The organism is Nocardia otitidiscaviarum (assembly GCF_007362295.1).
Taxonomy (GTDB): Bacteria; Actinomycetota; Actinomycetes; order Mycobacteriales; family Mycobacteriaceae; genus Nocardia; species Nocardia otitidiscaviarum.
Genome location: NZ_CP041695.1, coordinates 2,347,210 through 2,369,443, shown reverse-complemented (window position 1 = coordinate 2,369,443; position 22,234 = coordinate 2,347,210). Strand labels below are relative to the sequence as shown.

Below are 22,234 nucleotides of genomic sequence, written 5' to 3'. Positions count from 1 at the left end.
CGCGTCAATGGCTCGACAAGTCAACGGCTCGGTCCCGCAAGGTCTTTCAGGTAGGCGCGCACGGTGGCTTCGATGCGTGCGGCGTCGGTGGGGGTGACGAGTTCGTGCAGGGCGATGCCGTCGATGTACGCGTGCAGGCGGGCGGCCTCGGTGGCGGGGTCGCGGGTGGTGTGCAGGTGGCCGGTCTCGGCGAGGTGGTGGCACAGCTGGCGGCAGAGGGCGGCGATGGCGCGCTGGGATCGCTCGGCGAGTTCGGCGAGACGCGGATGGGCCGGGGATTCGGCGATGAGCGCGACATTGACGCGCATCTCGGTGCGGCGCGTGTCGTCGGCGGGCAGCAGTTCGAGCAGCATGGCGGTGACCATGTCCACGGGGTCGGTCACGCCCGTGTGGGCGCGCACCCGCCGCTCGGCGTTGGTGTGAACCAACTCCATCGAGTAGGCGAGCAGATCGGCCTTGGTCGGGAAGCTGTGCCGCAGCGATCCGAGCACGATGCCCGCCTCCGCGGCGACCGTGCGCAGGGATACGGCACTGACGCCGCTGTCCACGATGAGCCGCCAGACGGCGGCGGCCACCTCGGCTCTGCGCTGGTTCTGGTCGATGGTCTTCGGCACGGATTCCATATTAGCTCAACTGTGCTAGATTGGAGTCCTGTTCTAGCACAATTGAGCTAATACGAGGGGTCGCGCGATGTTCGAACTACTGGGGGAACACCCCATCGCCGGAGTCATCCTGGCCTGCGAGGTCGGCCTGTGGGTGCTACTCGGGCTGGGCTTGGCACTGCGCTATCTCGCGCGCCTGCGGCGGCTGAGCACCGCTGTGCTGCTGGGCATTCCGCTGCTGGACGTGGTGCTGGTGGTCGCCACCGCCATCGATCTGCATCGCGGCGCGGTCGCCGATGCCACCCACGGGCTGGCCGGTGTCTACCTCGGTTTCTCGGTGGCCTTCGGTCCGACGCTGGTGCGCTGGGCCGACGCCCGCTTCGCCCACCGCTTCGCGGGCGGCCCGCCTCCGGTGCGGGCACCGAAATCCGGCCCGGCCCGCCGCCGATACCTCTGGCAGGAGTGGCTGCGGGTGGTGAACGCCGCGACCATCAGCTCCGCGACCCTGGGGCTCCTCGTCCTGTTCATCGCCTCGCCGGAGCAGGATCAGACCCTCATATGGTGGATCGGCCGCGTCTGGGTGGTCGCCGGGCTGTGGTTCGTCTTCGGACCACTGTGGGAATCCGGGCGCGGACACCGGGAACCGACCGATCGAGATCGGGTCGGCAGCAACGCCTGAACCCGCGCGACACCGTCAGCGTTCGTGCAGATCGTGCCAGAACTCGCCCAGCGAACGGGAGTCGCGGCGCAGGTGCTCGCCGAAGCGGGTGATGAAGCGGAGTTCGGCCTCGATGAGTTCCAGGCGGTAGTCGCACTCGATGAGAAAGATGGGATCGACGTCCTCGGCCGCCCGCACGATCGTTCGCAGTTCGGCGGCCGCGTCGTTCAGCGCGCGACGGCGACGGTCGAGGAGGTCGGGGAGCTCGTCCGGCGGCAGCACGACGATCAGCGAGAGCGCGGCCTGGAAATGCGAATACTCCTTGGCGGGCACGGCCACCAGCTCCCGCATCCGCTCCCGCAGTGCGACCCGCCCGGCCTCGGTGTGCCGGTAGACGGTGCGTTCGGGCCGCTGGCCCTGCCGTTCGGTGCGCTGGGCTTCGACATAGCCGGCGCGAACCAGCTGTTCGACGACCATGTACACCGAGGCGTGCTTGTAGTCCATACTGCGGGCGGCATTGCGATCCTTCAGCAGTTTGCCCAATTCATAAGGATGCATGGGCCTTTCGAGGAGGTACGCGAGCACGGTCAGGGCGAGCCAGTTGCGCAGCGGATCCCGGTTCGCCACCCGGTACCTCCTCTCGCCCGTCCTAGATGTCGAGCACGATGCGCTGCCCGTGCGCTCGCGATACGCAGGGGTAGATGATATCGGTGCGCTGGCGTTCGCCCGGGCCCAGCACATCGTCGCGATGGTCCGGCCGTCCGGCCAGCACCCGGGTGACGCAGCTGCCGCAGACGCCGTCCTCACACGACAGGTCGACCGCCGGATCGACATCCCGCAGGACCGAGAGCAGCGTCCGATCCTCCGGCACCCGCACCACCACTCCCGTGCGGCGCAGTTCGGCGTCGAAGGCCGAGTTCTCGACGCCGTCGCGCGCACTGGCCGCGAAGCGCTCCAGGTGGAGTGAGCCGTGCGGGCAGGCCGCCGCCATGGTCGCGGTGACGGCGTCGAGCAGTTCGGTGGGGCCGCAGCAGTACACCGCGACGCCGGGCGCGGTGTCCCGCAGCAGTGCCGCGATATCCGGGCGAGCCCGGGTGTCGGCGGGCAGCAGTGTCACCCGCTCCGGGTACCGGTTCCGCAACTCCGGCGCGAAGGCCATGGTCGACAGGGATCGGCCGCGATACACCAGACGCCAGTCCGCGCCCCGGGCCTGCACGTGCCGGATCATGGGCAGGAAGGGGGTGATCCCGATACCACCCGCGACGAACAGATAGGACGGAGCGTCGACGAGCGGAAAGTTGTTGCGCGGACCACGGATTCCGACGCGGTCGCCGACACGAAGGTGGTGGATCTCGAGCGAACCGCCCCGGCCTCGCGGCTCCTTGAGCACCGCGATGCGGTAGCACCCGGTGTCGGCGGGGTCGCCGTGCAGCGAGAACTGCCGCACCCGCCCCGACGGCAGCACCACGTCGATATGCGCGCCGGGCTCCCAGGGCGGCAGGCCGTCGTCATCCGCGGCGCGCAGCGTGAGGTCGACGGTGCCGTCCGCGACCATCCGGGTACCGGCCACCACGGCCGCGTGCGCAGGTTGCCGAACTCGCTTGCCCGTCACCGACTTTCGACCCCACCGCGTGGTGCCGCCCGGCTTGTACAGCGACAGCAGCACCGCGCCGATCAGACTCACGGCCGACGCGGCGAAACCCCACAGCGCCACATCGGCGGCCGCGGTGAGATCCGCCGGGGTGCCGCCGGTATCGGCCAGCACCGCGGCCTGCGCCGCCGCGGTCTCCAGGGCGTTGTGCAGGAATCCGAACGCCATCACCAGGATCGCGACCGCGATCACGAGTTTGGCCGCCAGCCAGTAGTACCGGATCACACCCCACGGCGTGGTGATCCCCAGGGCGAGGCCGGTGAGGAAGGTGGCGAAATTGCACCAGGGCAGCAGGGTGATGTCGAAGGCGGCCATCAATTCGTAGGCCACCCGGCTGGTGTCGATATCGGCCGCCGTCAGTGCGACGAAGGCCATGGCCGAGATCGCCACCGCGACACCGACCCAGCACGCCGCGGCGATCACGTGCGCGGCTACCAGCGCCTTGCGGGTGCGCGGGCGCACCCGCCCCGCCAGCAGCGCCAGCGCGGGCACCACCAGCCAGGTGCCGAACATGGCGATCAGATCGCCCACCGCGAATGCCTGCGCCAGCGCGAGGACCACCAGCGACCAGCCGAGCGCGAGCGTCACCGGCCGCGGCGGCGCGGGCCGCACGGTGAGCCACAGCGCCAGCCCCGCGCTCAGCACGGCGAGCACCACCCACAGCGGGCGATGCACCGTCGGCAGGTAGGGCGGGAAGACCGGCGGCACCGCCAGCGCGAGCAGGGCGGCGCAGCAGAAGGCGATCAGCAGCGCACGGGCGGGCCGCGCTGCGGTCGCGGTGCGGGGCCCGGTGGATGTTCCGACCGACATCGGGTACCTCGTTCCTGGATCAGTCGATATCGACTATTCGAGTATGCGAGCGACGATCGCGTGCCACATCCGGGATCTCCCTGACTTCACACCCCCATGGCGATCAATCCGGAATAGCCATGAGCTATCGATGCGCGAGATCGCTCCCGGCTCGGCGAATGGCTACGGATCGGCAACCCTCGACCGTCCCGGCCTGCGAAGAAAGCGGGTGAGTGCACACGGCTGGGCAACCTGTGGTCTGATATGTCCCCGAATGCCCCCAGAATCGATGTCTTCCCGGTCACTCACGGCCGGGTCCGTCGGTATCTACACACCACGGGCTCGACGCGAGAGGATTGCAGTACTCGAATGGACAGGGTTCGTCGCACCGTTCGAGAACGCAGCCGCCGCCGGTCCAGCAGCCCGCTGTTCGTACAGCTGCTCACCAGCGCGATCGAGAGCGCGTCGGATTCCATTGCCATCAGCTATGACCCGACCGGAGAGGTCGGCGCGCGGCGGGAGATCAGCTATCCGGAGCTGGACGCGTCGTCGTCGCGGCTGGCACGGGAGCTGATCGCCCGGGGCGTCGGGCCGGGCGACGTGGTCGCCATCGGGTTCACCCGCTCGGTCGAATCGGTGCTGGCGGTCTGGGCCGTCGCCAAGACCGGTGCCGCGTACGTGCCGGTCGATCCGACGCTGCCGCCGGAGCGCGCCGCGTTCATCGTGGCGGACTCGGGTGCGGTGCTCGGGGTGACCGGGACGCTGCCGACCGGACTCGATACCGCGATCGACTGGCTCGAACTGGATGATCCGGCGCAGCGGGAGCGGATCGCACGGCAGCCCGCACATCCGGTGTCCTATGTGGACCGGGTGCGCACCCTGACCGAACGGCATCCGGCCTATGTCATCTACACCTCGGGCTCCACCGGTCGCCCGAAGGGCGTCGTGGTGACCCACACCGGTCTCGCGCCGCTGGTGGCGGCCGCGCGCGAACGCTATCGCGTGGACGCCCACTCCCGGGTGCTGCACGTCTGCTCCCCGAATTTCGATGTCTCCGTACTGGAATTGCTGCTCGCGTTCAGCACCGGCGCGACCCTGGTGATCGCGCCCCCGACCGCCTTCGGCGGTGACGATCTCGCCCGGCTGCTGCGGAGCGCGCGGGTGACCCATATGCTCATCACCCCGGCGGCGCTGGAGACGGTCGATCCGGCCGGACTGGACGAGCTGCGGGTCGTGGTGGTGGCCGGTGACGCGTTCGGACCGACCCTGGTGCGCCGGTGGGCGGCCGGGCGGTCGTTCTGCAACGGCTACGGCCCCACCGAGGCGACGGTGCTCGCGACCAGCAGCGAGGCGCTCATCGCGGACGAGCCCGTCACCATCGGCACGGCGCTCCCGGGTATCGGTGCGGCGGTGCTGGATTCGCGGCTGCGGCCGGTACCCGACGATGTCGTCGGTGAGCTCTACCTGTCCGGCCCCGCACTGGCGCAGGGGTATCTCGGACGGCCGGGGCTGACGGCCGAGCGGTTCGTGGCCGGACCGTTCGCCGGGGCGGGCGCACGGATGTACCGCACCGGAGATCTGGTGCGCCGCCGCGCGGACGGCGCGCTCGAGTACGTGGGCCGCTCGGATTTCCAGGTGAAGATCCGCGGTTTCCGGGTCGAACTGGGCGAGATCGACGCCGCGCTCACCGCGCACCCCGATATCGACTTCGCGACCACGCTGGGCATCCGCGCCCCGTCCGGGGCGACGGTGCTGGTGTCGTATGTGCTGCCGTGCGCGGGCGTCGTCGTGGACACGGGCGAGCTCACCGCCTTCGCGGGCGCGTCGCTGCCGGGCCACATGGTGCCGTCGGCCGTCATCACACTCGACTCGATTCCGCTGACCCCCAACGGCAAACTGGACCGGCGGGCGCTGCCGGAGCCGGTGTTCGAGACGACGGTGTCCCGAGATCCGGTGGGGCCGTTGGAGACCGGCATCGCCGAACTGTTCACCCAGGTGCTCGGGGTGCGGGTCGGCGCGGAGGACTCGTTCTTCGCCGTGGGCGGTGACAGTATCCTCTCGATCCAGCTGGTGTCGCGGGCGCGGGCGGCCGGCATCGTCTTCACGCCGCGCGATGTGTTCGAACACCGCACCGTCGCCGCGTTGGCGCGGGTCGCGGTGGTGGGTGCGGACGCGGTGCCGACACTCGCGGAACTGCCCGGCGGCGGTGTCGGCGACATGCCGCCGACCCCGGTACTCGCGGCGCATCTGGCCGACGGCCGCTCGTACGGACGGTTCACCCAGCAACTGGTGCTCGCCCTGCCCGAGCGGGTGGACCGGGCCGGACTGGTCGCCGTGCTGACCGCGGTCCTGGACCACCACGACATGTTGCGTGCCCGGGTGCGGCGCGTGGACGGCCGCTGGGAACTGCGCGCCCTGCCGCCCGGTGCGGTGGCCGCGGGTGAGCTGCTCATCCGCGTGGACGCCCCCGCCGACCGCACGGTCGACGAGTTGAGCGAGATCGCCGGTGCCGCACTGGACTCCGCGCTCGACACCCTCGACCCGGCCACCGGTCGGATGATCGCCTGCGTCTGGCTGTCCCGCCCGGACGGCCCGGACGCACTCGTGCTCGCCGCCAATCACTATGTGATCGACGGTGTTTCGTGGCGCATCCTGATCTCGGACCTGGTCACCGCCTGGGCGCAGCACACGGCGGGCGGGCCGATCGCCCTGCCCGCGGTCGGCACCTCCTTCCGGCGGTGGGCGCACGGACTGGCCGAGGTCGCGGCCACCCGCGCCGACGAACTCGATCACTGGCTGCGGACCCTGGCGATCGCCGATCCCCCGCTCGGCACCCGGCCGCTGGACCCGCGCGTCGACACCGCGGCGACCGTCCGGCAGTTCAGTGTCGAACTGCCGCCCGCCGTCACCCACGCGGTGCTGACCGACCTGCGCACCCGCTACCGGGGCGGTGTCGACGACGGCCTGCTGGCGGCGCTGGCGCTGGCGGTGCGCACGTGGCGGGCCCGGCGTGGAATCGACAGCGCGGCAACGCGTATCCGACTCGAGGGACACGGCCGCGAGGAGCAGGTGGTGCCCGGCGCCGACCTGACGCGCACGGTCGGCTGGTTCACGAGCATGTATCCGGTGGCGCTGGATCTGTCCGGCATCGACACCGAGGCCGCCTGGCAGGGCGGAACCGCGACCGCCGCGCTGCTGAAGGCGGTCAAGGAGCAGCTCATCGCGGTGCCCGACCACGGCATCGGCTTCGGCATCCTGCGGTATCTGCACCCGGACGCCGGGACGCGACTCGCCGGCGATCTGGGCCAGATCGGCTTCAACTATCTCGGCCGCGTTTCGGCGGGCGATATCCCCGATGCCCTGGCCGACGGCGGTTGGCTGCCCACCGCCGACTGGGGTGAGCCGCGCGCGCACCAGGATCCGACCATGCCCGCACCCGCGGTGGTGGATGTCAACGCGGTGGTGACCGAGGGTGAGACCGGTGCGCGACTGTCCGCGTCGTTCGCCTACGCCGCCGAGATCCTCGACGAGGCGGCCGTGCGCGAGCTGGCCGCGGACTGGGTGGCGGCGCTGACCGTCCTCGCCGATCACGCGCACGATCCGACGGCCGGTGGCCTGACCCCGTCCGACGTCCCGCTGGTGCGGGTCCGCCAGGGCGAGCTCGAGCACTGGCAGACGTCGTATCCAGGGTTGGCGGACGTGCTGCCGCTGTCCCCGCTCCAGCTCGGGCTGCTGTTCCTCACCCAGGTGTCGGAGGCCGAGGCCGATCCGTACCTGCTCCAGTGGGCCATGGAATTGTCCGGCGCGGTCGATCTGGAGCGGCTGCGACGGGCCGCGCAGGGCATGCTCGACCGGCACGCGGTGCTGCGCACCGCCTTCGTCACCACCGCCGACGGCACCCCGGTGCAACTGGTGGCCGACGGCGTGGCGGTGCCGTGGTGCGTGCTCGACGGACCCGACACCGATCCGGCGGCGCTGCTGTCCGCCGAGCAGCGGCGCGGATTCGATCTCACGGTTCCCCCGCTGCTGCGGTTCACGGTGTACCGCACCGATTCCGGGCGCACCCATCTGGTGTTGACCGCGCACCATCTCCTGCTGGACGGCTGGTCCATGCCGCTGCTCATGAAGGAACTGCTGCTTTCCTATGCCGCGCACGGTGATTCGACGGTGCTGCCGCCGGTGCGCCCGTATCGCGACTATCTCGCGTGGCTGGCGCGCCGCGATCGGGACGCCGCCACCCAGGCGTGGCGCACCGCGCTGGAAGGCGTGTCGCCGACCCGGGTGAGCACGGTTCTCACCGGACCCACGGAACCGGATGCCGGACACGGGGTGTGTGCCGCCGACCTGACCGAGACCGAGACCGCCGCCCTGCTCGACGCGGCCGCGGCCGCCGAGGTCACCGTGAACACGGTGGTGCAGGCGGCCTGGGGGCTGGTGCTGGCGAGCTGTGTGGGACGCGACGACGTGGTCTTCGGCGCGGTGGTCTCCGGACGACCGCCCCAGCTCGACGGCGTCGACGATATGGTCGGCCTGTTCGCGAACACCATTCCGGTGCGGGTGCGCTTCGACGCCGACGAACCGGTACGGCACCTGCTGACCAGACTCCAGCACGAACAGGTCGCACTGCTCGACGCGCATCACATGGGCCTCACCGAGATTCAGCGCACCGCGGGTGCGGGCGAGCTGTTCGACTCGCTGCTGGCCTTCGAGTCCTATCCGGTGGACGCGGACGGACTGCGGCAGGCGTACGGCACCATCGACGGCCTGGAGATCGACGGCCTCCGGGCGGTGAACTTCACGCACTATCCGGTGGCCGTCGAGGTCGAGGTGGGAGCGCGGGTGCGCATCGCGGTGCAGTACCGCCGCGATACCGTCACGGCCGCGTGCGCGCAGGCGCTGGCGGACCGATTGCGGTCACTGGTCGGGGAATTCGTGGCGGCACCCGAGCGCACGCCCGCAGAGCTGGCCGCGCGGCTCGACGCCGGCGGCGACATGATCGCCCACGCCCGCTACTGGCGGGCGGCGCTCGCCGAGCTGCCCGAGGAGTTGAATCTGCCGGTGGATCGGCCGCGCACCGCCGCGGGCACCACCACCGTCGCACGGCTCGAGACCGACCTCGACGCCGAGATACGGCAGCTGCTCACGGATTTCGCGCGATCCCGGGACACCACCGTGTTCACCGTCGCGCACGCCGCCTTCGCGGTGCTGCTCGCCCGGCTGTCGGGCGCCACCGATATCGCCATCGGCGCTCCGACCGCCGCGAATTCGGCCGATATCGTGATGCTGCGGACCGCCGTGCCCGGTGGCGACGGTTTCGAACGGCTCGTCGCCCACGCCGACGACAGTGCCCGACAAGCCTTCACGCACGCGGACCTGCCCTTCGACGGCCCCGTGCGGACCATGGTGTCCGCCGGGCCCGCGCTCCCCGACCGCTCCTGCGAGTTGACGCTGCGGCTGCCCGAGCACGGCCGCACCGTCGAATTCGGTTATGCGCCGGAGCTGTTCGACCGGCCCACCGTCGAGGTGTTCGCGCGGCGCTTCCGACGCCTGCTCCGCGCCGCCCTCCGGGAGCCGTCGCGACCGGTCGGCGATCTGCCGCTGCTGGCGGCCGACGAACTGGCCCTGCTGACCGCGGTGGCCCCCGACGCCGTCATGGCCACCGGTCTGCTGCCGGACCTGCTCAGCCGCGGGCTGGCGCTGGGCGCGGACCGGGTGGCGGTGCGCTACCGGGGCCACTCCCTCGATTACGGCGAACTCGACTCCGCCAGTTCGCGATTGGCGCGCCTGCTGATCGACCGGGGCGTCGGCCCGGAGCAGTTGGTCGCCGTGGCGCTGCCGCGCTCCTCCGAGATGGTGCTCACCGTGCTCGCCGTCGCCAAGGCCGGTGGCGCGCACGTCCCGGTCGACCCGGCCCATCCGGTCGAGCGCATGCGGCACATGGTGACCGATTCCGGTGCGGCACTGGGCATCACCACCACCGAGTACGCGCACCGGCTGCCCGATGACATCCCCTGGCTGCTGCTCGACGATCCGGACATCGAGCGGGACCGCGCGGCGCGGTCCGGCGACGCGGTCTCCGAAGCCGATCGCCGTGCGCCACTACGCATGCACAATCCCGCCTACGTCATCTACACCTCGGGTTCGACGGGCCTACCCAAGGGCGTCACCGTCACCCATACGGGCCTGGGCGGGCTGCTCGACGAGGCGGTGCGGCGCTACGAGCTGGAGCCGCACCACCGCTTCCTGCACATCTGCTCACCGAGTTTCGATCCGTCGGTCCTGGAGTGGCTGTGCGCGCTGTCGGTGGGCGCGACGCTGGTCATCACGCCGCCGGAGATCATCGGCGGCACCGAGCTGGCCGAGCTGCTGCGCACCGAGGCGGTCACCCACGCCATCATCACCCCCGCCGTCCTGGGCACCGTCGATCCGAGGGGACTGGACGCGCTGGCGGTGCTGTCGGTGGGCGGCGATGTGACGACCCCCGAGCTGCTGGCCCGCTGGCAGCCGGGGCGGCGCTACCTGAACGGTTACGGCCCGACCGAGACCACCATCATCTCCTCCTACGCGGAACTGGAACCGGGACAGCGCATTACGATCGGCGAGCCGGTGCGCGGCATGTCCGCACTGGTGCTCGACGCCCGCCTGCGGCCCGTTCCGCCGGGCGTCGCCGGTGAACTGTATCTGGCGGGCGGCGGGCTGGCCCGTGGCTATCGCAACCGGCCCGGGGCGACCGCCGCCCGCTTCCTCGCCGATCCGTGGGGTGAACCGGGCGCGCGCATGTACCGCACCGGTGACGTGGTGCGCTGGTACGCCGCGCCGCACGAACGCGCCGGGAATGTCGCCGATCCCGCGGTGCGCTGGCAGCTCGACTACGTCGGCCGCACCGACACCCAGGTCAAGGTGCGCGGCTTCCGGGTGGAACTCGGTGAGATCGACGCGGTGCTCACCGCGCACGCCGATATCGACTTCGCGGTCACCCTGGGCCGGACGCTGCCGTCGGGAGCCACCGCACTGGTGTCGTATGTCCGCGCGGCACCGGGCCGCACGGTCGACACCGCCGCCCTCACCGCCCATGCCGCGGCTGTGCTGCCCGCGCATATGGTGCCCGCCGCGGTGCTGGTGATCGACGAGGTGCCGCTGACCGCCCACGGCAAACTCGATCACCGCGCCCTGCCGGAACCGGTGTTCGCGACGGCGGTGACGCGCGCGCCCCGGGGGCCGGTCGAGACCCGGCTGGCCGAATTGTTCGCCCAGATGCTCGGTGTCGCGTCGGTCGGCGTGGACGAGTCCTTCTTCGCCGTCGGCGGCGACAGCATCATGTCCATCCAGCTGGTGTCGCGGGCCAAGGCGGCGGGCATCGTCTTCACCGCCCGGGACGTGTTCGAACAGCGCACCGTGGCCGCCCTGGCCCGAGTGGCGAGCGTGGGATGCGATGCGGCGCCACCGGCACTGGCGGAGCTACCCGGCGGGGGCGTGGGCGAGATCCCGCTGACCCCGGTACTCGCGGAATTCCTGGCCACCGGTTCCGCCGACCGATTCGCGCAGACCATGGTCCTGGCGCTGCCGGAGGACATCGACCGCGCCGGACTGGTCGCCACGCTCGGCGCGGTGCTCGACCGACACGAGATCCTGCGCTCCCGGGTGTGGCGGGACGCGCACCGCTGGCGGTTCGAGACGCTGCCCCGCTCCGCCGTCGACGCCGAAACGCTGATCACGGACACGGCGGTGCCCGCGGACGTCGAACGCGCGGAACTAGCCCGGATCGGCGGTGCCGCGGTCGATTCCGCCCTGGCGGCGCTGTCCCCCGCCACCGGCCGGATGCTCGCCTGGGTGTGGCTGCGCCGCCCCGACGCCGCCGACGTGCTCGTCATCGCCGCGCACCACTACGTGATCGACGGCGTGTCGTGGCGCATCCTCATTCCGGACCTGGCCACGGCCTGGGCGCAGTATGCGGCCGGGCGGCCGATCGCGCTGCCGCCGACCGGTACGTCCTTCCGTCGCTGGGCGCACGGGCTGGTGGACGCGGCCCGCGACCGCGTCGGCGATATCGACTACTGGCTGGGAGTGCTGGCCACCCCGGACCCGCCGCTGGGCGCGCGGGCACTCGATCCCACCGTCGACACGCAGGCCACGCTGCGGTCGGTCACGGTGCCGGTACCGGCGGAGATCACCGAGGCGATCCTGACCACCCTGCCCGCCCGCTATCGCGGCGGCGTCAATGACGGGCTGCTGGCGGCGCTGGCCATGGCGGTGCGCGCCTGGCGGTCCCGGCGCGGCATCGCGGCCCCGGTGACCCGAATCCGGCTGGAGGGCCACGGGCGCGAGGAAACCGTGGTGCCCGGCGCGGACCTGAACCGCACCCTGGGCTGGTTCACCAGCGTGCATCCGGTGGCGATCGACCTGACCGGGCTGCCGGACACCGATCCGGGAGCGGTGGTCAAATCCGTCAAGGAACAGCTGCTCGCGGTGCCGGACAAGGGGATCGGCTTCGGCCTGCTGCGTCACCTCGAACCCACCGCCGCCGACCGGCTCAGCGGGGATATCGGCCAGCTCGGCTTCAACTATCTGGGCCGTACGGGCGTTTCGGCCGACGCCGTCGCGCACGACTGGATGCCGACCGCCGCGCTGGGCGACCTCGAGGTCGACTACGACCCCGCCGTGCCGCTGGGCACCGTCGTCGACATCAACGCGATCACCGCCGAGACACCGGACGGCCCCCGGCTCGAACTCGGATTCGGTTATGCGAGCGGCATTCTCGACGAGGCCGCGGTGACCGAACTGGCCGCCGACTTCGTCGCCGCGCTCACCGCGTTGGCCGAGCATGTGCGCGACCGCGCGGCCGGTGGGCTCACCCCGTCCGATGTGCCGCTGGTACGGGTGTCCCAGGCCGAGCTGGACCGTTGGCACGCCGACCATCCGGGCCTGTCGGACGTGCTGCCGCTAGCACCACTGCAGAATTCGCTGCGGGTGCTCATGGAATTGCTCGACGGCTCCGTCGACGCCTACATCATCCAGCTCGCCGTGCGCCTCACCGGAGATCTCGACACTCCCCGGCTGCGCCGCGCCGCGCGCGCCATGCTGGACCGGCACGCGAATCTGCGCTCCGCCTTCGTCGCCGCCGCGGACGGCACCCCGGTCCAGGTGGTGGTGGACGACCTGGAGGTGCCGCTGCGGGTCGTCGAGGGCGTCACCGAGGCCGAACTGCCGGAGCTGATCGCCGCCGAGCGGCGCCGCGGTTTCGACCCCGCGATCGCGCCGCTACTGCGATTCACGGTGTACGCCACCGATTCCGGGACGCGCCACCTCGTGCTCACCGGCCATCACATCCTGCTCGACGGCTGGTCCATGCCACTGCTCATGCGGGAGCTGCTGGTGCTGTACGCGACCGGCGGCGACACCGCGGCGCTGCCACCGGTCCGGCCGTATCGCGACTATCTGCGCTGGCTCTCCCAGCAGGATCGCCCGGCCGCGGCGCGCGCCTGGTCCGAGGCGCTGACCGGCGCCTCCCCCACCCTGCTCGCCCCCGAGCTGACCTGGCCCGCCGCGACCGGAACCGGTTTCGGGCGCTGTGATGTCGAGCTGTCGAACGAGCAGACCGCCGCGCTCACCGCCTACGCCGCCGCGGCCGAGGTGACCGCCAATACGGTGCTCCAGACGGCGTGGGGGCTGACCATCGCGGGCAGCACCGGTCGGGAGGACGTACTCTTCGGGGCCACCATCTCCGGCAGGCCCGCGCAGCTCGACGGCATCGGCGAGATGATCGGCCTGTTCGTGGACGCCATTCCGGTGCGCGTCCGCTTCGACGCGGGGACCACCGCACGGTCGCTGATCGACGGTGTGCAGGCCGAGCAGGCCGCCCTGCTGGACCATCACCATCTGGGGCTCGGCGCCATTCAGCGTGCGGTCGGACGCGGTGAATTGTTCGACACCATGCTGGTTTTCGAGTCCTACCCGGTGGATGTGGCGGGGCTGCGGCGAGCCGGTGCGGCCATCGACGGGCTGCGGATCGAGGACATCGAGGCCGAGGATTTCACGCACTATCCGATCACGGTGCTGGTCTTCCTGGAACAGCGCACGCTGATGCGGGTGAAGTACCGGCGCGACCTGGTCGCCGACGCGACGGCGCGGGCCGTCGCCGACCGCCTGCACCGGGTGCTGACCGGGCTGCTCGCGGACCCGGACCGCACGGCCGCCGCCTTCGCCCGGGAACTCGACCGCGAATCCGGCGACACGATCTCGCGCTCCCGCTACTGGCGTACCGCGCTGGCCGGACTGCCCGAGCGACCGGAACTGCCGGTACACCGGGCCGCTGGCCCGAATCCCCGTGGGCGCGTGACCTTCTCTATCCCCGCTCCGGTTCGGGCGGGACTGCACCGGCTCGCGGACCGCACCGGGGTGGCCTGGACCACGGTGGTACGCACGGTCGTGGCGGCGGCGATCGGGCGGCTGGCGGGTGTCGACGATATCGCGCTGGGCACCGCGCGGCCGGGCGGCGACCGCGCCGACCTGGTACTGCGGACGCGGGTGGACAACGCCGCCCCGTTCCGAGACCTGCTCCCCCGGGCGCACCGCGACGCGGTGGCGGCATTCGAGCACGCCGATATCGGACTCGACGAGGTCGCCGCGCTGATCGACGCCCGGCAGCCGCTGTTCCGGGTGGCGCTGTCCTTCCAGCGTCCACCGGACCCGCATGCCGATGTGGCACTGAGCATGTCGTCCGACGGCCAGGGTGAGCTGGCGTTCGCCGCCCGGGTCTTCGACACCGACGGCGCGACCGTCTTCGCCCGGCGGATGGTCCGGATGCTCGCGGCGGTCGCCGAGCGACCCGACACCCGGGTGGCGGATCTGCCCCTGCTCGTCGACGACGAGTACGAGCGCCTCACCCGCATGGGCGGCGGGGTGCCGACCGCCGTGGGCGCGCTGCCCGATCTGCTCACTCGGGGAACCGAATTCGGCCGAGATCGCGTCGCCGTACGCGCGGACGGTCGCTCGTACACCTACGGCGAACTGGACGACCACTCCTCCCGGCTGGCGCGGGTGCTGATCGAGCGCGGTGTGGGGCCGGACACCGTGGTGGCGCTGGCCTTGCGGCGCTCCTACCGCATGGTGGCGGCCATCTGGGCGGTCGCCAAGGCCGGTGGCGCGTATCTGCCGCTGGACCCCACCCATCCGGTGGAGCGCATCCGACTCATGCTGACCGATTCCGAAGCCGCCCTGGGGATCACGCTCACCGACCAGCTGCCCGCCCTGCCCGACGCCGTGGACTGGCTGACGCTCGACGATCCCGCCGTGTGCGCGGATCGGTCCCCGGCGGCGGTGACCGACACGGATCGCCGTGCGCCGCTGCGTCCGTCCCACGCGGCGTACGTGATCTACACCTCCGGATCGACGGGCCGCCCCAAGGGCGTCACCGTCACCCACGCCGGACTCGGCGCACTCGTCGGCCACTCCGCCGAACTGCTGCGGCTCGACCCCGATTCCCGCATGCTGCACGTCTGTTCGCCCTGCTTCGACCAATCGCTCGAGGAGATCGCCACCGCCTGCTACAGCGGCGCCACGCTGGTGCTCGCCCCGGCGGATACGGTCGGCGGCGCCGAACTGCACGAGCTGCTGCGCACCGAGCGGGTGACCCACACCATCATCACGCCCGCCCTGCTCGACACCGTCGACCCGACCGGGCTCGACGATCTCGCGGTGGTGTCCGCGGGCGGCGAGGCCACCACCCCGGACCTGCTGGCCCGCTGGCAGCCGGGGCGGCGCTTCCTCAACGGCTACGGCCCCACCGAGGCCACCATCGGCGCGACCTACACCACGCTGCGGGCGGGCGAACCGGTGTCGATCGGCCGTCCGATACCCGGCGGCTGGGCCGCGGTGCTCGACGACCGGCTGCGGCCGGTGCCACCGGGTGTGGTGGGCGAACTGTATCTGGCCGGTCCGGGCCTGGCGCGCGGCTATCACAACCGCCGCGCCACCACCGCCGAGCGATTCGTCGCGCACCCCTGGGGTGTGCCGGGCGAGCGCATGTACCGCACCGGCGATCTGGTGCGCTGGGTCGGCGTTCCGGCCGCCGGAGCGGTCGGCGGCACGCTGGAATACGTGGGCCGCACCGACTTCCAGGTCAAGGTTCGCGGATACCGCATCGAACTCGGCGAGATCGACGCGGTGCTCACCGCGCATCCGGAGGTGCGCGCCGCGGCGACCATCGGACGCGAGCACGGCGACGGCGCGGCGTCCCTGGTGTCCTATGTGGTGGGCCACGGCGTCGATACGGCGGAGCTGACCCGCTGGGCGGCGGATCGCCTGCCGTCGTACATGGTGCCCGCGGCCATTGTCGCGCTGGATGCGCTTCCCCTGACCGCCGTCGGCAAGCTCGACCGAAAGGCGTTGCCCGAACCAAGTTTCCACCCGCGCGCGTACCGAGCGCCCGCGACCGTGCCCGAGCGGACCGTCGCGGCGGTGTTCGCCGAGGTGCTCGGGCTAGAGCGAGTCGGCGCGGACGACGACTTCTTCGCACTGGGCGGCAACTCGCTGCTCGCCACCCGGGTCAGCGCCCGGCTCGGCGCGGCGGCCGGTGCGCCGGTGCCGGTGCGGCTGGTGTTCACCGCGCCGACCGTCGCGGGCCTGGCGTCCGAACTGGCGACGATCGGCGGCGCTCCGGCACGTCCCGCACTGGTGGCGGGCCCACGGCCGGAACGGATTCCGCTGTCTCCCGCGCAGCGGCGGATGTGGTTCCTCAACCGGTTCGACGCCGAATCCGCCGCCTACAACATCCCGGTCGCGCTGCGTATCAGCGGCGCGGTGGATATCGAGGCCATGCGACGGGCGTTCACCGATCTGGTGCTGCGCCACGAGATTCTGCGCACCGTCTACCCGCACCACGACGATGGACCGGTGCAGGTCGTGCTGCCGCCCGAGGACGGCGGCGTACCCCGGCTCGAGGTGGGCACGCTGCCCGCCGCCGAGGTCGCGTCGGCGGTCGCCGCCCTGGCGGCCACCGAATTCGACGTGACAGCGCGGGTGCCGCTGCGGGCGGCGCTGTGGCGGGTGGACGCCGACGAATTCGTGCTGGCCCTGGTCGTCCACCACATCAGCGGTGACGGCTACTCGGGCGGGCCGCTCACCCGAGATCTGGTGGCGGCCTACGCGGCCCGCGCCGCGGGCCGGGCGCCGGAGTGGAGCCCGCTGCCCGTGCAGTACGCCGATTACGCGCTGTGGCAGCGCGACCTGCTCGGCAGCGAAGCGGATCCGAACTCACCGGCGGCCCGGCAGATCGCCTACTGGCGCGACGCACTCGCCGGATTGCCGGACCAGCTGGATCTGCCCGCGGACCGTCCGCGCCCGGCGGTGCGGTCGTACGCCGGTGGGCGGGTCGAACTCGGTATCGACGCGAGCACCCATGCGGCGCTGGTGGAGCTGGGGCGCACGCGGGGCGCGACACTGTTCATGGTGGTGCACACCGCGTTCGCGCTCCTGCTGTCCCGGCTGTCGGGCAGCGACGACATCGCCGTCGGCACCCCTATCGCCGGGCGCGGTGCGGCCGAACTGGACGATCTCATCGGCATGTTCGTCAACACCCTGGTCTTCCGCACCCGCGTGGAGGCGGATCTGGATTTCACCGAACTGCTGGATCGGCAGCGCGACACCGACATCCAAGCGTTCGCACACGCCGATGTGCCGTTCGAGCGGCTGGTCGAAGTGCTGAATCCGGCCCGGTCCACCGCCCGGCATCCGCTGTTCCAGGTGGGTCTGTCCTTCCAGAATCTGGCCCCGGTGGCGATGGAGCTGCCCGGCCTGCGGGTGACCGCACTGTCGGCCGATCGGCAGCTGTCCCAATTCGATCTGCACCTGATCCTGGCCGACGCCTACGACGCGCACGGCGCGCCCGCGGGCATCGGCGGCGCGCTCACCTATGCCGCGGATCTGTTCGACGAGTCGACCGCGCGGGGTTTCGCGGACCGCTTCCTGCGGGTGCTCGACGCGGTGGTGGCCGATCCGCGCGTGCGGCTCGACGCCATCGATGTGCTGCTGCCCGCGGAGCGGGCGCGCATGCGCTCGGTGTGCGACGACACCGCGCATCCGACGGATGCGACCGAGACGCTGGTGTCACTGCTCGACGCCGCGGTCGCGGCCACCCCCGACGCGCTCGCCGTGGTGGCCGCCGACGGTGAGCGCTGGACCTACCGCGATCTCGACGTCCGGGTGAACCGGCTGGCGCGCCACCTGATCTCGCTCGGCGTCGGACCGGAATCACGGGTCGCGCTGGCCCTGCGGCGCTCCGTGCGACTGGTGGTCGCGATGTACGCGGTCAGCCGCGCCGGTGGCGCGTACGTGCCGGTGGATCCAGATCAACCCGCCACCCGCACCGACTACATCCTGACCACGGCGGCACCGGTGTGCGTGCTGACCGATACCGCAACCGGTTTCGCCACCGCCGCCGCACCGGTGGTCACCGTGGACGCGCTCGACGGCGATACGGCGAGCGCGGACCCGATCACGGCCGCCGAGCGGCGCGCGCCCGTGCGCCCCGGCCATGCGGCCTATGTCGTCTTCACCTCGGGTTCCACCGGCCGCCCCAAGGGCGTGATGGTGACCCACGGCGCGATTGTCAACCAGTTGCGCTGGAAGACAGCGGAATTCGGGATGACCGCGGCGGACGCGGTGCTGGTGAAGACGGCCGCGACCTTCGACCTGTCGGTGTGGGAGTTCTGGTCCGCCGCCGCCTGTGGTGGCCGTCTGGTGCTCGCCGCGCCGGACGGGCACCGCGACCCGGCCCACCTCACCGCCCTCATGGTCCGCGAGGGCGTCACCACCCTGCATGCGGTGCCGTCCATGCTGGAGGCGCTGCTGATGACCGGGCGGCTACCCGACTCCCTGCGCCGCATCCTGGCCATCGGCGAGACGTTGCCCGCCGCACTCGCACACCGCTACGTCGCCGCCGCACCGCAGGCGACCCTGGCCAACCTCTACGGCCCCACCGAGACGGCGGTGTCGATCACCAGCCATCGCGTCACCGCGGCCGATACCGCGTCGGTGCCGATCGGCGCGCCGGTGTGGAACAGCCGGGTGTACGTGCTGGACGCACGGCTGCGCCCGGTGCCGGTCGGTGTCCCCGGCGAGCTGTATCTGGCCGGGGCGCAGCTGGCGCGCGGCTATGTCGACCGCGCGCGGCTGACGGCCGAGCGCTTCGTCGCCGATCCGTTCCGGCCGGGTGCGCGCATGTACCGCACCGGCGATGTGGTGGCGTGGACCGCGGCCGGTGAACTCGACCATCGGGGCCGCACCGACTTCCAGGTCAAGATCAACGGCTTCCGCATCGAACTCGGCGAGATCGATGCCGTACTGGCCGCGCATCCGGAGGTCGACGCCGCGGTCACCGTGGGTCGGGAAACCCCGGCCGGGGCAACGGTTCTGGTGTCGTATGTGGTCGGAGTCCGGGACGGCGCGACGGATTCGGCGCGGCTGCTCGCCTGGGCCGCCGCGGCGCTGCCCGCGCACATGGTGCCCGCCGCCGTCGTGGTGCTCGACCGGCTGCCGCTGACATCGGTCGGCAAACTCGACCGAAACGCGCTGCCCGCACCGGAATTCGCGTCCCGCACCTACCGCGCCCCGGTGACGGCCCTGGAGACCACGGTCTGCGAGACCTTCGCCGATGTGCTGGGCCGCGATCGCATCGGCCTGGACGACAACTTCTTCGAGCTCGGCGGCAACTCCCTGCTCGCCACCGACCTGGTGGCCCGGCTGAGTACCGCCGTGGCCGAGGCGGTTCCGGTGCTGTGGATGTTCACCACGCCCACCCCGTCCGGCATCGTCGCACAGTTGCGCAACCGGGGCTCCGACAGTGCCGGTACCGAGGCCGCCTTCGATATCCTGCTGCCGCTGCACGGTGGCGACCCCGCCCGTGAACCGCTGTTCTGCGTCCATCCCATCGGCGGCGTCGCCTGGTCCTTCGCGGGCCTGGCGGCCCACACCGACCGACCGATCTACGGTCTGCAATCACCCGCACTCAGCTCGACCGCGCCCCTGCCCGATTCGATCGAGGATTGGGCGCGGCTGTACGTCAAACATCTGCGCGCCGTACAGCCCGACGGGCCCTATCATCTGCTGGGCTGGTCGCTCGGCGGTGTACTCGCCCACGCCATGGCGGTCCAGCTCCAGGACGAGGGCGAGCGGGTCGCGCTGCTCGCGGTCATGGACAGCCACCTGCACCGCACGTCGGCCGAAACACCCGGCGAACCGTCCCGTGCCGAAACACCCGGCACTGAAACACCCGGCACTGAAACACTCAGTGCCGCAAGGCCGTCCGTCACCGTGGCGGACCTGCTCGGCGGGCTGTTGGGCGAGCGCGCCGCCGACCTGGAGCCGGGCGCCGATCCGGACCCGGCCCGGCTGGCCGAGCTCATGCGCACGCTCCCGGAACCGTTCGGCTCCTTCGGCACCGACCGCATCGAACGCGTCGTCACCGCCGCGTTCGACTCGGCGGCCCTGGTCGCGGCCTATCGTCCGCGCCCCTTCGCCGGTGATGTCGTCTACTTCACCGCCGCGCTGGACGATCCGACCGGAACCAGCGGCGCGGCGACGTGGCGGGCGGCGGTCACCGGGGCGATCCACAACCACTCGGTGTCCACCACGCACTGGCGGATGACCACCGATGCCGCTCTCCGCCGCATCGCCGCGGCGCTCGACGACCGGTCCCGCTAGTCGATCACCGCCAGGGCAGACATCCCGCGGCGCGCAGCCGCGCCACCAGCCCGGAGTCGACCGTCGCGCTGGAACCCTGTCCGGCGGCGAGGGCCAGCGCCAGATCCGTACCCAGACCGGCGCCGATGGAGCAGCCGAGCAGGGTGATGTCGACGGATATCGTCTCGTCGCCGCCCCCGGGCGCGGGTTCGTCGGCTCCCGCCGTACCGGTCGCGGTCATGGTGGCCGCGGCGAGCGCCGCGGCGATTACGCCAGCCTTGATCGTTCGCACGGCAGGCAGAGTAGCCGACGTCACCGTACCCCCGCTTGCCATATACCCCCATGGGGTATACATTTCCGGTGTCGCGACGACCACCCGAGAGGAGACCGCCATGTGCGAGTGCCGATGTCCCCATGCCCGCGAACCGCCAGCCCAGCCCACTCCCAGGAAGTACCCCGATGCGTACCACGCCTTCGACCGCCACCCTGTTCGCCCATCACGACTATCTCCGACTCTTCGTCGCGCAGCTGTCCGCGCTGTTCGGCACCGGACTGACCACCGTCGCACTGGGATTGCTCGCCTACGAGCTCGCCGGTGGTGACGCCGCCGCCGTACTCGGCACCGCACTGACCATCAAGATGCTGGTCTACGTGACGGTCGCGCCGATCGTCGCCGCCTATGCCGATCGGTTCCCGCGCCGCGCGTTCCTGGTGTCGCTCAACGCCGTTCGCGCCGCGGTGGTGCTGGCCCTGCCGTTCATCGATCAGGTCTGGCAGATCTACGCACTGATCGCGGTGCTCCAAACCGCCTCGGCCGCCTTCACTCCGACCTATCAGGCAATCATTCCCGACATCCTGCCCGACGAGCGCGAATACACCCGCGCACTGTCCGCCGCACAGCTGGCCGCCACCATGGAGACACTGCTGAGCCCCGTACTCGCCGCCGCGGCCCTGGCCGTGATCAGTTACCACTGGCTGTTCGTCGGCACCGCCGTCGGTTTCGCCGTCTCGGCCGCCCTGGTGCTCGGCACCCGCGTTCCGAACGCCACCGGCGCGAACTCGGTCGGATTCGCCGACCGGATCGCGATCGGGATGCGCATCTTCGCCGCGACGCCCCGGCTGCGCGGACTACTCGGCCTGAATCTGGTGGTGGCCGCCGCCGGGTCGATGATCATGGTCAATACCGTCAACTACGTGCGCGACACCCTCGGCGGCACCCAGTCCGGCGTGGCACTGCTGCTGGCCGCCAATGGTTTCGGCACCATGCTCGTCGCACTGGCACTGCCGCGCGTACTCGACCGTCTCGGCGCACGGCCGGTCATGCTGACCGGTGCCGCCACCCTGGCCACGGCACTCGCCGCCGCCGTCACGCTCTCCCTGGCGGGCACGGGCGCATGGCGCTGGACCGCGGCCGCCGTGATCTGGGCCGTCGTCGGCGCGGGCACCGCCGCCGTTCTGACCCCCACCGGACAGGTCCTGCGGCGCTCCTCGCGACCGGCGGACCGCCCCGCCCTCTTCGCCGCCCAGTTCTCGCTCTCCCACCTGGCCTGGCTGATCACGTACCCCATCGCCGGATGGCTCACCACCGCCGCCGGTTTCACACCCACCTGGACCGTCCTCGGCGTCCTCGCGCTCGCGGGCATCGCGGTGGCCGCGCGGATGTGGCCGCGCCACGACCCGGAGGTGATCACCCACCTGCACGAGGTCGGCAGCATCGACCCGGTCCGCCTCGCCGACGCCGTGCGCGTGAGCGATCGGCACTACCGGCACACCCACCCCTATGTCATCGACGCCGACCATCCCCGCTGGCCCACGGCGGCGGACCGCACACCGCGGCCGGCGCTGGCGGCCTGACCA

The 22,234-nt window shown here is 71.6% G+C and carries 7 protein-coding genes; 3 read left to right on the top strand and 4 right to left on the bottom strand.

From position 1 onward, the window contains the following. Positions 1-20: 20 nt before the first annotated feature. Positions 21-614, bottom strand: coding sequence for a TetR/AcrR family transcriptional regulator (locus tag FOH10_RS10240; RefSeq protein WP_143980522.1), 594 nt, complete (start codon positions 612-614; stop codon positions 21-23). A gap of 76 nt (positions 615-690) precedes the next feature. Here FOH10_RS10240 and FOH10_RS10235 point away from each other — a divergent pair, with 76 nt between their 5' ends. Continuing rightward, positions 691-1,281, top strand: a complete 591-nt coding sequence (locus FOH10_RS10235; protein WP_143980521.1) for a hypothetical protein — start codon at positions 691-693, stop codon at positions 1,279-1,281. A gap of 15 nt (positions 1,282-1,296) precedes the next feature. Here the strand turns inward: FOH10_RS10235 and FOH10_RS10230 are convergent, their stop codons facing one another. Beyond that, positions 1,297-1,887 carry a PadR family transcriptional regulator gene (locus FOH10_RS10230; RefSeq protein ID WP_244961851.1) on the bottom strand — a complete coding sequence of 197 codons (591 nt, stop codon included), beginning with the start codon at positions 1,885-1,887 and terminating at the stop codon, positions 1,297-1,299. Positions 1,888-1,909: 22 nt separating this feature from the next. After that, positions 1,910-3,721: a PDR/VanB family oxidoreductase gene (locus tag FOH10_RS35200; RefSeq protein ID WP_221937950.1), complete on the bottom strand. Its 1,812-nt coding sequence runs from the start codon at positions 3,719-3,721 to the stop codon at positions 1,910-1,912. A gap of 348 nt (positions 3,722-4,069) precedes the next feature. On the opposite strand from FOH10_RS35200, the gene FOH10_RS35520 reads away from it, so the two are divergent. After that, on the top strand, positions 4,070-20,398 hold the full coding sequence (locus FOH10_RS35520) for a non-ribosomal peptide synthetase (RefSeq protein WP_244961849.1): 16,329 nt from the start codon (positions 4,070-4,072) through the stop codon (positions 20,396-20,398). Positions 20,399-20,402: 4 nt separating this feature from the next. Here FOH10_RS35520 and FOH10_RS10180 read toward each other — a convergent pair whose 3' ends face one another. After that, positions 20,403-20,669, bottom strand: coding sequence for a hypothetical protein (locus FOH10_RS10180; RefSeq protein ID WP_029932128.1), 267 nt, complete (start codon positions 20,667-20,669; stop codon positions 20,403-20,405). Between the two features lie 167 nt (positions 20,670-20,836). Here FOH10_RS10180 and FOH10_RS10175 point away from each other — a divergent pair, with 167 nt between their 5' ends. Then, a complete protein-coding gene (locus tag FOH10_RS10175; protein WP_143980519.1) occupies positions 20,837-22,231 on the top strand; it encodes an MFS transporter in 1,395 nt (464 codons plus the stop codon). The last annotated feature ends 3 nt before the right edge of the window (positions 22,232-22,234 follow it).